Here is a 13,777-nt window from a genome sequence, read left to right on the forward strand (position 1 = left end):
TTTGGGCAAATCTGATGTCCTGCGATACAAAGGGCTTGCCTTTGCCTTCATTAAACCCTTGTGCACTTAAGGCTGCTACATTTTCTAAAGCCGGGCCTTCTCCAAATTGCTTCCAGGGACGGGTGCCGTAAATACTTTCACTGTTTTGCCGCATCCAGGCGCCTATTTCTTCTACGATGGCTCTTTCCTGCTCATCGATGGTTCCGTCGCCTCTTACCGGAATATTGAGTAAGAGATTCCCGTTCTTGCTTACGATATCAACGAGCATTTGGATAACGATTTTAGCGGATTTGTATCCATGTCTGTCATAAATTGTCCGATCGTAATGCCAACCTCCAATGCAGGTATCTGTTTGCCAGGGAAGTGGCTGTATCTCATTGGCCTGGCCGCGTTCTATATCCCATACCATGCATTTTCTTTGCTGCTCATCCAGAATCTTTCCGAAGACCACGGCTTCTAATTGCTTATTCTTTTTAAGATTTTTATTATACAGATGGGCCGCCACTTTTAGTCCTACATCGCTTATTGGCCAGAGCGGAAGCGCCGTATCATCAAAATACATTAAGTCGGGCTCGTATTTATCTATCAATTCGAGGTGGCGTTTTAGAAATTTCTCGCAGTAGGCTTCACTTGGTACGGTGGCGCCATTGCCCCAGTTCCATTGCGTGTTAATCGTACCATTATTCCAACTATTTTTACTTAGTTCGTGGTTTTGTGCATAGAGTTCCTGTGGATCCAGACCTTCCCACCATGTACCTGCGCCATCTTGTTTTGTCAATTTCCCGTCATAGGGTACTGCTTTATAGGCGCCTTCCAGATCGTGGCGTTGTGCCGTTTCGTAAAATAACCATGCGTGTGCAGCGTGTACACTTACACCAAAGGGCAAACCATTCGCTCTTGCTGTCTTTGCCCAACCGCCTATAATATCTTTCTTAGGACCTAGTTTTGTAGCATTCCAACTCTGATAAGTACTGTCAAACAGATCCATATTATCGTGGTGATTGGCCATCCCCATAAAATATTTGGCGCCCGTTTTTTTATATAAGGCTACCAATTCTTCGGGATTCCAGTTCTCTGCTTTCCAATCACGAATAATTTCTTTAAAGCCACTGACAGAAGGATGTCCATATTTTTTAAGGTGTGATTTATATTGCCCTCCTCCTTCTTCATACATCCCTCTGGCGTACCAGTCACCTGCTTCCGGTTGGCATTGGGGTCCCCAATGTGCCCACATACCAAACTTCGCATCTCGGAACCAATCGGGTACTTTGTATTGTGATAAAGAATCCCATGTCGGTTGAAACTTTACGCTCTCTACATTACTTTTACCAAGTAGATTAACTGCCTTTAAATGCTTCGATAAAACAATACCGGGAGCAAGGCTCCCTAAGTACTGCAGCGCCTTTCTTCTTTCCATAGTCAAATATTTTTATTAAACAATCATTGCTTCAAAATAGAGGGACTAGCATCTTCTATTTTTTTATAGTTCCCATTTTAATCAGAATTAATTCACTGATTTTTCATTCACTTCAACCTCTCTAAAGTCACCACTAACACTATACCAGCCAAAATGACAATAAACGAAGTGCTTACATAAACTTCAAAATAGGAAATAAAACCCAAAGTACTCCATATTTTATCATCCTTTGTTAATTCAAAATTGACTAATGCGTATTATAATAATCCTGAGAAATATAGTTGTAAATGAACCAATCGTTGGCATCTTTTACAGCAATAAGCTGCATTGTACTGTCCGTAAGTGATTGGATCCGCATTTTTGCATTCCAGTTAACGACAGTAGGACCTTGAACCCCATCATGAATAACATCAGCACCAAATGTTTGCAGCTGGTTGGTAGCTGCGTACATCATGAAGGTACCTTTTGCAGCACCCAATGCCGGTATTGCCTTATTATTCGAACTAAAATTTGCGTTGCCAATCAAATCAAAAGTCATCGTTCCATAATCAAGCGCTGGACAAATCCAACTATTACCAGACCATCCGGCATCCCATTCCCAACCAGTTCCAGCAAAATAAATGGGCCCTCCAAAGAATTTACTTTTGCCATTGGCATCTAAATCTAATACCCATGTTTTCGATTTACCAAATCCACCTGTGAGGTCCGTCCACATCGGGGTACTCACGGCATTCTGATCCAGCGTGTTAATAGTTACAACCGCAGTATCCGCCTGAACAAATCCACCATCACTCTCAACACCATAGACAAATTTATAGGTTCCGGGAAAAGGAATATTGATGGTGTCTTGTATTCTTTGGGATTGCCCCGAAGGCGTCACCCAAACCGGCGTAACATTGGGGGTTAAACTCGTTAATACAATATCATTGGGGTTGGTTGATGACGGCGCTATCGTGTACTTTAAAGTACTTTTGTCCATTAAAGTCCCTAATTCATATTTCTTGGTACAAGAAGAGAGACCTGTCACCAATCCGAAAAACGCAATTAATATTATGATTTTCATTTCTTTATATTTTTAAGCATTAGAATAATTATTACCAGCCGGCATTTTGCTTTAATACGCCGGATGATAATGTGATCTGATCGTTAGGTATCTGTTGGAATCCGCGCGTTGTTGTAATATTGGCCTGCAATTGAGCAGCTGTTGGCGGCGCAGAGCTATTATCCGTAAACAGAGAAACTGTTGTATTGGCTGCAATGGTAGCAGCTGCAGTAGCGATACCCTGCCGTAATACGTCATAGTAACGGATTCCTTCGCCGACGAATTCTAACCTGCGTTCTGCTAAAATATCTGCCTTAGTGACAGAGGTAACCGGCGTATCGGTAGGGTTTGAACGCTGATGTACCTGATTGAAATAGCTTACAGCATTAGGACTGCCTAATTCTGCGGCCATCAGCAATACATCCGAGTAGCGAATAGAATAATAATCCTGGTATTGACCACTTTGAAAGTTAGGAACGATAGAATTTCCATTAATGTCACTTATTGGGCTGTATTTCTTCAGATAATATCCTGTGTATTCGCGGTTTTTGGATCCATCAGTAAATGCGAGATTTTCATCAGCAATAGAAATAATCGAAGCAAAACGGCGGGCGTCAGTAGCCTTAAAAGCATTCCATAGTTTTGGCTCAACAGTGCATGCACCCCATCCATACTGGTAGGGGTAAACGGTTTGTTCGCGTATTCCTTCCATAACCATCCAGGTATTGCCTGTGACATTTCCGTTATAATTACCACCTGTAGAAGAATACTTAATGGAAAATACCGCTTCCTTATTTGCCGAGCCTGCAAAAGGCACATTTTTACCAATGGAAGCCGCTGGCCACAAAGAATTAAAATCGCTTACCAATCCGTGTCCGCTATGCGCAATCACATCTTCCACCGCCGCCAATGCGGTAGCAGCCGTTTCATTGCCTATTGTAGCTTTTCCATAATATCCTGAATAGAATAAATAAACACGAGCTAATAAAGATTCCGCAGCCCATTTGGTTACCCTTCCAGGATGCGAGGCAGAATAAACGACCGAAGGGAGGCTGTCCGCTCCAAAACGTAAATCGCTCATAATTTGAGCATACGTTAACTCTGGATCGGTTTGCGGTACATTTGCAAGGGTGGGTGTTATTATCAAAGGAACCTTTTCCCATAAACGTACCATATCAAAATAACAGTAAGCACGGATAAATTTTGCTTCTGCTGTGTACTGTATTTTCAACCCTGTACTGTCACCCCAGCTGACCTGATCCATGTTTTGGAGCAGCACGTTACAACGATAGATGGCTTGGTAGTAATTCTTCCACATACCACTAAATATAGAAGCATCCGAAGGGGAAACTTTGGGCGCAAATTCGTCCAGCATTTGAAATCCGAATCCGTCAGAAGCACCCGTGCCACCAAAACAGTTATCCGAAAAGACTTCCGTACAAACAGGGAAAGCCGCTGCCCCGCCGTTATTCCAAATTAAATCTAACCCGTTATAACAACCGACTAGCGCAGTGAAGGCGTCTGCGGGCGTTTTATAATACGAGGAACTGGTTTGTACCGGATTGGTATCTGTGGTTGTTAGAAACTTCTTACAAGAATTGAATGATAGGGCTCCTATAATTGCAATAAATATAATTCTATATTTTTTCATAATGATGTTTTTTAAAAATTAGAAAATAACATTAACGCCCGCCATATAAGTTCTCGGACGAGGATAAAAGCCCAAATCAACACCCTGGCCGAAAGAATAGGCACCACTGGCGTCTGAAGAAGAATAGCCTACTTCGGGATCCATACCATTGTATTTAGTAAAGGTGAAGGCGTTATTCACAGCTATATAGAAGCGGAATTTGCTCAAATATTTACATTTAATAGCTTTTGAGAAATCGTAACCGATGCTAATATTAGAAACTCTTAAATAACTTCCGTCCTGAAGGTATAGATCAGAGAAATCTGTCCAGTTGCTATTATCCTGCGTTACACGAGGTACTTTATTTGACGTCCCCTCTCCATGCCAACGACTCAAAATTTGGGTGGTCCAATTACCATAGGAACTTGAAGGATCCCGATAGCTCTGTGCAATTTTGTTTCCAGCTACTCCATTAGTTGATACCGAGAAATCAAAATTTTTGTAAGCACCGGAAAAACTCAACCCAAACACGTCGTGAGGATTTGGATCACCAATATTTGTTTTATCGTTAGCCGAAATACTACCATCCCCGTTTACATCTACATATTTCAAGTCACCAGGCTGCGCATTCGGCTGAAGCTCTTGTCCCTGCTTATTTTTATAAGCAGCCACATCTGATTCTGATTGAAATACACCGGCAGTTTTATATCCCCAAAAATAACCAATAGGGTTTCCCGCAGAGGCACGGAAAAATTCAGGCGAATTGACATATAAACTGTTCGTAGCACCGTGTATAATTCCGTCAGCTGTTGGGATATCATTGACCAAATTCTTATTATAGGCATAGGAACCTGCAATAGAATAACTAAAATCTTGACCAATATTATTGTTGTAAGATAATTGAAGTTCTATTCCTTTATTGGTAACATTTCCTCCATTAATAAATGGATTTGTAGATACGCCTGCCGTTGCCAGTAATGGTGCAGCAATCAGCCAGTTCTTCGTTAGCTTATTATATAAATCAATACTGACACTTAATTTGTTTTTAAACAATTGCGCATCGATACCTAAATTGGTTTGCTGTGAAGTTTCCCATTTAGTATTTTCCACACCAATTGTCGAAGGGTAGGAGCCATTGGTTAATGTACTGGTGGTATTACTAAAATTATATTGGGCATTGCTTAGGCTGATAAGCGACAGGTAATTGAATGCAGTTATACCATCGTTACCGTTGGAGCCCCAGCTTGCTCTTACTTTAAGAAAGTTCAACCAACTTTTAGCGGGTTGCAAAAAAGATTCATTACTTACTATCCAGCCGGCAGAAAAAGACGGGAAATATCCCCATTGATGACCCGGGGCAAATACGGTGGAACCATCTGCACGCAAGATAGCGGAAGCTAAGTAGGTATCTTTTAGACTATAATTTATGCGACCAAAGAAAGAAGCGGTAGCAGAAACTGCAGTTGCATTTCCATAAAGAGACATACTATTTGTGACAGTTTGCCTATTGGCAGCACTCGTATCAGTACTCATCGAAATCGATGTTACAGTTGAATTACTTAAATAGGCACGTTCAAAAGAATTGAATAAGGTAGACCCTGTATTACTACCTCCCACATAAGAGCCGTGTGAAACGCGAATTGAACTACCACCTAAAACATCAAATTTGCTATCCTTTATTTTAAACAGATAGTTTATCGTATTATCCCAATTCCATGTCAATCCCTGCGAACTGCTCTGGCCAATACTCTCATATAGGTTGTAAGCATAGATAGATAAATTGCCATAAGCCGGTTTATAATTATGGGCTGCCGCAGCATCATATTCCACACCAAAAACCGATTTGATTTTTAAATCTTTAATGGGTTGAAGTTCTGCGTAAACATCCCCTAATAATTTTTGTGATTTTGTATCGTTTTGGCTATTATAGACCATTAATGCATAAGGATTGGACTCTCCGTTGTCCCATGGCCCTCCGTTATATACGGTTGAGTTCATGCTGTTTAAATAGTGACCCGTTGAATCATACATGGCTAACAAAGGACTTGTTGTAAATGCGGCTCTCAGCGTGGTATTGTATATGCCACCATCCGCAATACCTTTTTGATTTATATAAGAAAAAGTAAGATGTTCTCCTACTCTCAAGGCGCCATTATATAATTTACGTTCGGAATTTGTATGGAAATCATAGCGTTGGTAATTGGAAAGATTTGAACCTCCGACAATTCCCCCCTGTTGTGTATAGGATGCACCCAATGAATAAGAGGAAATGTCCGTACCCCCATTAATGCCTATATTAAAATTTTGTGTCGGTACATTAGAAGAAAACATTTGATTTAACCAGTTGGTGCCACTGCCTAAGGCTTCGATTTGCGTTTGTGTAAAAAGAGCCGCTTTCCCCGAATTGAGCGCCGCTTCATTTTGCATAGTAGCATATTGTCTTGCATTCAATAAAGGCGCTTTGCGGGCAACGTTCTGAACACCATAATAAGCATCGAAGGAGACTTGTCCATCTTTTCTACCACTCGATTTCCCACTTTTAGTAGTGATCAAAACAACACCGTTTGCCCCATTAATACCATAAATGGCACTTGATGCAGCGTCCTTTAAGATATCAATAGAAGCAATATCCGAATTGTTCAGATAAGTAATATCGCTCGTGATAACACCGTCTACAACATAGAGCGGGTTCGCATTGCCAATCGTTCCGGCGCCGCGAATATTTACTTTAAACCCACCGCCCGGTTGTCCCGATACAGACGTAATATTAACACCGGCCGCTTGTCCCTGCAAAGCCTGCATGGCATTTGTTGTACTAACTTTTGCAAGATCTGCACCTTTTACCTGAGCAGTAGCGCCGGTCACAAATTTTTTCTGTTGCGCACCATAGCCTATTACAACCACATCATTCAATTGTGCATTTGTTTGTATTAATTTCACAATAACACTACCAGTTTTCCCCACAACGACTTCTGTACTTTGATAACCAATCATAGAAACAAGAAGCACATCTCCGGCAGATGCTTCAATTTTAAATTTCCCCTGTTCATCAGAAGTAGTATATACCGTCGTATTTTTCACATTGATAGTCGCACCGGGAAGTGCTGCTAATGTACCCTGATTGATGATGGTACCGTGAATCTCCATTGCCTGAGCCATTGCCCTACTTCCCACAATCGAAATAGCAAAGATTGTCAGCGAGAAGTACAATCTTAAAAGAACCGATTTGTTTTTTTTCATATTTATCCTTTTATTGTTTGTCTAATTTTTTATTACCAACTTTTTCCCTTCATATATTAAATACTTTCCATCCTTATTATTAAGATCCAAAATCATCGGATGGTCCGGACTTATAAAGTGAAAACGAAATATCCTTTTCTGAAGCATCCCGCTAAACATCCCTTCCCGATTGCCAACGGTAACTGTTTTTGTGGCCTCATTGTATTTTATCGGAATGACAGAATATGCGCCTTTCTCATAATTATAATTCGTTCCTTCATCTTCATATAAATTAAATGACGCGTCCGCTCCTGTGTATACGTTAAAAGTGATGGTATCCGCTTTCTTCTCAGCGGTATATTGTAAAGCGGGACCAAAAGGGATAATAGAGCCTGCCTTTACAAAAATGGGCATCCTTTCATAAGGCGCACCAGCAACAACTCTTTGCCCGCCGGCCAACCATTTTCCCGAATACAAATCATACCAGCCGGCACATTGAGGAAGATAAACGGCCCTGCTTCGCGCCTTATATTTATATACGGGATTAATCATAAGCGAAGGACCAAACATATACTGATCACCAATATTTAGAACAGCTGTATCACCAGCAAAATCCATGACTAGTCCACGCATGATGGTGTAATTATTAAAATAAGTAGCCCCGGCCAAAGAATAGATATAAGGAAGTAAACGGTAGCGCAGTTTGTCGTAGTAGAGAAAACTTTTGTAAGCAGGATGATTTTCCGGAGCGACATTGAATATTTCGCGATAGGGAAACTGGCCGTGCGACCGGAACAACGGAACAAACGCCCCAAATTGCGACCAACGTGTTAGTAATTCTCTCCATTCCGCCAGTGATGCCGCATTGGGCTTCTCAAATTTGGACGGCACCACAAATCCTCCGATATCCATTGTCCAGTAAGGCACACCTGACATGGAAAAATTCACACCGGCAGTAATTTGCTTTCTCATATCGTCCCAAGTTGAGCCGATGTCGCCACTCCAAATCGCAGCAGCATATCGTTGTGACCCGGCAAAACCAGATCTGGTAAGCAAAAATACTCTTTGATTGGGATTGGTCGAACGCTGCCCTTCGTAAATACCTCTTGCATTTTCTAAAGGATAGGCGTTCAAATATTCAGCTGAACTCCCTAAAGCCGTGGGGGTCATTTCTAATTTTCTCCGTCTGGGTCCCACATTGGATAAAATGTCTGGTTCACTTGCATCCATCCACCAGGCGTCAATTCCTTTGCTATAGAGTTTTTTATCTATCAGATCCCAAAACCCCTTTCGCGCGTTTATATTAAAAGCATCATAAAATGTAGAGACGTATCCTTTGCCAATCCAATCCTTTTGTCTGTCAGCAATATTTCTTTTGTACAGCCAGCCATTCTTATCAAATTTCTTATAGGCAGCAATTCCTTCGTAGAATTTCGGCCAAACAGAAATCATTATATGTGCCTTATACTTTTTGTGCAGAATACTTATCATGCTATCTGGAGAAGGGAACCGAGCTTTATCAAATTCCTGGCTACCCCATTGTGATTCACGCCAGTAATTCCAGTCCAGCACAATATTATCAATAGGAATCTTTCTTTTACGAAACTCGTCCATGGTGGAAAGGATCTCATTTTCCGTCTTATACCTTTCCCTGCTTTGCCAAAAACCAAAAGCCCATTTTGGCATTATGGTCGCTTTGCCAGTCAAATACCTATAACCAGAAATGACGCTATCCATATTATCGCCATAAACAAAATAATAATCAATTTGTTTCCCGGCCTCGGAAGAGAATCCAAAAGAATTCAGCTGCGCTTTCGTAAGAGGCTCCTGCCATTTTATCGACAGGTAAGATTCGCTTCCCTCGGGTATCCATTCTATACGGATGGGAATTTTTTCTCCTTTTTCAAATTCCACAGGAAGCTCTGCAAATGCAGGATTCCAAGCCTTTCGCCATTGGTTTAATACCAGCTTGCCTGCTAACCAGACCTTCAGAGACCCACCAAAAGTAAAATGAAGCTGGTATAAGCCATTCAGGTCGCTCGCTATGCTTCCCGACCAAATAACCATCCCCGATTCCGGAGTAAATCCCAGGGGAAATTGTTTTTTTGAATCGCCCAAATAAGCCATATTTATATCAGATTCCGGTCTTTGAACAACTATATTTTCCGGCTTATTTTTATTGTTAGCATAAGATGCCGTGAGCCAACCTTGTTCTCCGGTTTTTGAAAAAAGTTTTAAAGAATTCAATTGGTGGAATGGTCTGATATCTCCGGCTGTCGTAATCGAATAATTATCCCATAGAATACCATAATTATTTTTAGAAATAAGAAAAGGAACAGCTACTTGTGAATTATTCTGGAAAAAGGTCACTTGTTGTCCTTTGTAATTCATTATGCCTTCCTGATGTTGTCCCAATCCATACCAATTGTCATCTGAAGAAGTCTGGAACTTTTGCGTAAGCTTAAATAGCCTTTGTCCGTCAAAAACATTTGGACGAAAAGTATTTCTATCAATAGGTGCGGCGCTTAATATTTTTGTGCCATTTAACTGCTCAAAACTGACCTTCCCCGATCTGCGATTAACGATGGCGATCAACCTTTTAGTTGTAAGTGTCACATCATCTTTAGAGGGGACTACATCCCAAGAGATATTCGTGTTCTTCTTATAGACGGTAATGAGGCTCTGCGTCGGTACCATCTTTTTACAAGGAGACTCCATCACTCTTATAATATCGTCGCAGACAACTTCAAGTTGAACGGCATGAGTGGTGCCTGTATAGGTGGAATCGGTATAGACAATAATACCATCAGCTAGCTTAAGATAAGAGGGCGTTTGCGCCAATAAGGCACTAACTGTAAAAACAAATAGGGAAATAAATATTAAAGCACGAATTTTCATAAACAGTAAACTATTATTTGATTCAATGCTGTAAAACTATTGTTATTTAGCTTTTTCTTAGGTAGTGCGATGTTACAAATGAAGGCATCAAATGTTGCAATTGGTTGATTTTAAGGGCCTTTAATATCATTATTGTCCCTTTTTCCTTTTGAATGCCGGTTTTTTGCATCTATAGGTGAAGCTGGAGAAGCTTTTTCATTCACTTCAAAAAAGTAAGCAATGCTATTGCTTTTCAACAAAAGATTATGTCATTATGACAAAGGGCAAATGCCTGTCGTAACAAAAGTAAGGGGTATAAAATGCCACTCAAGTAACCTTCCAGTAGCGCACAGTCTTTAGTCCAATCCTGGTACGGCCGAAGCGTGTTGGCAACCTGCCGGTTAAATATCCTTATTTTTTTGGTCTGATAAATATTGGGTAGGTGTTACTTTAAATTCTTCTTTAAAGCATTTGCTGAAAATCTTTGGGTTATTAAAGCCTACTTCGTAGGCAATTTCCGCAATAGACATTCCGCTTTTCTTTAATAATTGGGCTGCCCTTTTTAAGCGAATTAAACGGATAAATTCTACCGGTGGCCGGCCAGTAAGTGAAAGAATTTTTCTATATAGGGTAACGCGATTCATAAACATGGCCTGGCTAAACTCCTCTACTGAGAAATCCGGGTCGTCTAAATGTTTTTCAACAACTTCTAAGGCTTGTTTGAGAAATTTTTCATCAACTGGCGTAATGGTAATTTCACTGGGGTTTACTTCAATTTGCTTTTGAAATCTCCTTTGCAATAATTTTTGTTGTGCCATTAAATTCCTAATGCGTGAAGCCAAAATCTCAAAAGTAAAAGGCTTAGTAACGAAATCATTTGCGCCGGCTTTTAACCCTTCTAATTCTTTTTCTTCACTTCCAATCGCTGTAAGAAGTATTACAGGAATATGGGCTGTAAGCGTTTCCGTTTTAATTTTCTTGACTAATTCAATCCCATCCATGAGCGGCATCATAATGTCGCTAACGACAAGATCTGGGTTGCCTATTTTAATTTTCGTCCAGCCTTCTATTCCGTTGACTGCTTCCTCAATATGGTATTGTTCCTTTAGATTGTCTTTTAGATAAAACCTCAGATCATCATTATCCTCTACTATTAAAATCTTTTTCTTTTTAGAAGCTTTCGGATCCATTTTCAAATCAGGTTCCTCCAAGTCATTCAACATAATAGGATTGACAACAACGCGCACCGGTGCTTCAAATACTTTTTTTGCCGGGAGCAATACGGTAAAACAAGTACCTTTTTCGAGCTCACTTTTCACAGAAATAGTCCCGTTGTGCAGCTTTACAAACTCCTTTGTAATGGCTAATCCTATTCCGGTACCCTGGTTTACCATGCTTTCGGGTACATCGGTTTGAAAGAAACGTTCGAAGACTCTTTCCAACTTATCGCCGGGAATGCCAATCCCGTCATCTTGCACTTTTATGCTAAAAGTCCCCTCTGTTTCACTATTTTCTAAAGGTTTATAATTAAGCTCTATACTTACCCGCCCGTTGTTATGTGTATATTTAAAGGCATTTGAAAGTAGATTAAATAGAATCTTTTCTATTTTGTCTTTATCAAAATAAATCTCCAAACTATCTACATTGGAAGCGTAGCAGAATTGAATCTTCTTCTTTTCTGCAATATCCAGAAAGGACAAACTAATCTCTTTACAGAACACGATAATATCGCCGATGGAAAGGTGAAGTTTTATTTCCTGTACTTCCATTTTTCGGAAGTCCAGTAACTGGTTCACCAGATTAAGTAAACGCTTTGCGTTGCGCTGCACCAGACTCAGCTGACCACGCTGCTCTTCATCAGTTGTTTGGTTAATAATCTTATCTAGCGGCGCGATGACCAAACTTAACGGCGTTCGAAATTCATGACTTACATTGGTAAAAAACTTCGTTTTTAACTGCTCAAGAGAATGAATACGCTCTGCTTCTTTACGTTGATGCGCCAATTCATAACGCATGTGTATTCTTTCTAAAGAAATGCGTCGGATTAAAAAGAATATGCCCCCGGCTATTAATAAGTAAATTATATAGGCAACATTCGTTCTCCAAAAGGGTGGTTCAATCATCACCTTCAGTTCTTTTACAGCACTCCAGGAACCATCACTTTTCAAAACCTTCAACTTAAAGGTATAGCTGCCGGGATCCAGGTTGGTAAAGGTAGCCATTCGTTGACCATCGTCTGCATATAACCAGTCTGCATTAAAACCTGCCAACATATAGGCATATTTTTCCTGATTGCTGTGGGTAAAGTCGAGTGAGGCAAAGGAAATGGAAAAAACGTTTTCCTTATATTTCAGATGAATGCTTTTAAGTCGAAGTAAAGATTTTGACAGTAGTACCCGACCATCCACTATTTCACCAGGTGAAATATTTTTGTTAAGAATCTTTAATTCTGTGAAGACAATTTTAGGTTTGTAAACAGATTTATTATTTGCGGAAGGATCAATGATATTAAATCCGGAGGGTCCTCCAAAAATTAATTTTCCATCGCTCAGCCTAAGAGCAGCATTATTATTAAATTCCTGATTTTGCAGATTATTCATTTCGTCATAGTTGATGACAGAAAGAACCATTCTGCTCCCTTTTTGTTTTGGAATAGCATTGCACAAGCCGTTTGGCGTTGAAATCCAAAGTGTTTGATGCGCATCTTCCAAAAGATTCATTATCATATTATCCGGCAGTCCGTCTGACATAGTGAAGGTTTGAAATCCGTTGGTTTGGTCATTAAACAAATTCAGCCCTTCACGTGTGCCTACCCACATTCTACCCTTGCTATCTTCTAAAAGAGAGATAATATTATTATTACTTAAGCTATTTTTTTTCGTTGAATGTTGGTATACGACCCATTGCTTTCTTTTTTTAAGAAAAACAGCAACGCCGTTATCGGTTCCCACCCATAAATTTCCTTTTCTATCCTGAAGAATTTTGAAAATAACATTAGAGGGCAATGTTTCGGGATTGTTTTGATAATGATTAAAGTTATTTCTCTTCCTATCAAAAAGATCTAACCCGCCGCCTAAAGTACCTATCCACAAATTCTGCTCCTGGTCTTCAAAAATATCCCAGATATTATCATCTGCTAAGCTCGCCGGATCCTTATCGTTATGTCGATAATGTGTAAACTTTTTCCCGTCGAAACTATTTAGCCCCCCAAAGTAAGTACCAGCCCAGAGTATCCCATTATGATCAATACAAAGACTTATAATCACATTACTGCTGATGCTGTTGATGTCATTAGCTTTATGAAGATATTGTTTAAATGAATTGTTTTTTCTGTTGAAATAGATCAGACCACCCCCATTTGTTCCAATCCAAATATTTCCGAATCTGTCTTCTACAAATTTGTTCACATCATCATAAGGAAGACTATTTACATTTGACTCCTGATGATGGTAAAGCGGAAATTGAACAATATTGCTGTTTAAATAATTTACGCCTTGTTTATAGGTTCCTAACCAAATTATCCCACTATTATCCTTATAAATTTTGACAATCGAATTCTGGCTAAGGCTTTTGGCATCATCGGGATCATTTA

6 protein-coding genes are annotated in these 13,777 nt (G+C 40.1%); all 6 read right to left on the reverse strand.

Going from position 1 to position 13,777, the window contains the following annotated elements:
* On the reverse strand, positions 1–1,417 hold a 1,417-nt coding region (locus ACQR30_RS00805), incomplete at its 3' end, for an alpha-L-fucosidase (protein WP_429729885.1).
* A 247-nt stretch (positions 1,418–1,664) separates the two neighbouring features.
* Positions 1,665–2,480: a hypothetical protein gene (locus tag ACQR30_RS00810; RefSeq protein ID WP_429729887.1), complete on the reverse strand. Its 816-nt coding sequence runs from the start codon at positions 2,478–2,480 to the stop codon at positions 1,665–1,667.
* A 31-nt stretch (positions 2,481–2,511) separates the two neighbouring features.
* Positions 2,512–4,110, reverse strand: a complete 1,599-nt coding sequence (locus ACQR30_RS00815) for a RagB/SusD family nutrient uptake outer membrane protein (protein WP_429729890.1) — start codon at positions 4,108–4,110, stop codon at positions 2,512–2,514.
* Between the two features lie 18 nt (positions 4,111–4,128).
* The gene (locus ACQR30_RS00820) at positions 4,129–7,329 is read right to left on the reverse strand and encodes a SusC/RagA family TonB-linked outer membrane protein (protein WP_429729893.1); all 3,201 of its coding nucleotides are present in this window, start codon (positions 7,327–7,329) and stop codon (positions 4,129–4,131) included.
* Positions 7,330–7,350: 21 nt separating this feature from the next.
* Positions 7,351–10,206, reverse strand: a complete 2,856-nt coding sequence (locus ACQR30_RS00825; protein ID WP_429729896.1) for a TIM-barrel domain-containing protein — start codon at positions 10,204–10,206, stop codon at positions 7,351–7,353.
* 380 nt (positions 10,207–10,586) lie between these two features.
* On the reverse strand, positions 10,587–13,777 hold a 3,191-nt coding region (locus tag ACQR30_RS00830; RefSeq protein WP_429729900.1), incomplete at its 5' end, for a hybrid sensor histidine kinase/response regulator transcription factor.

Source organism: Arachidicoccus sp., from assembly GCF_050436765.1.
Classification (GTDB): Bacteria; Bacteroidota; Bacteroidia; order Chitinophagales; family Chitinophagaceae; genus Arachidicoccus.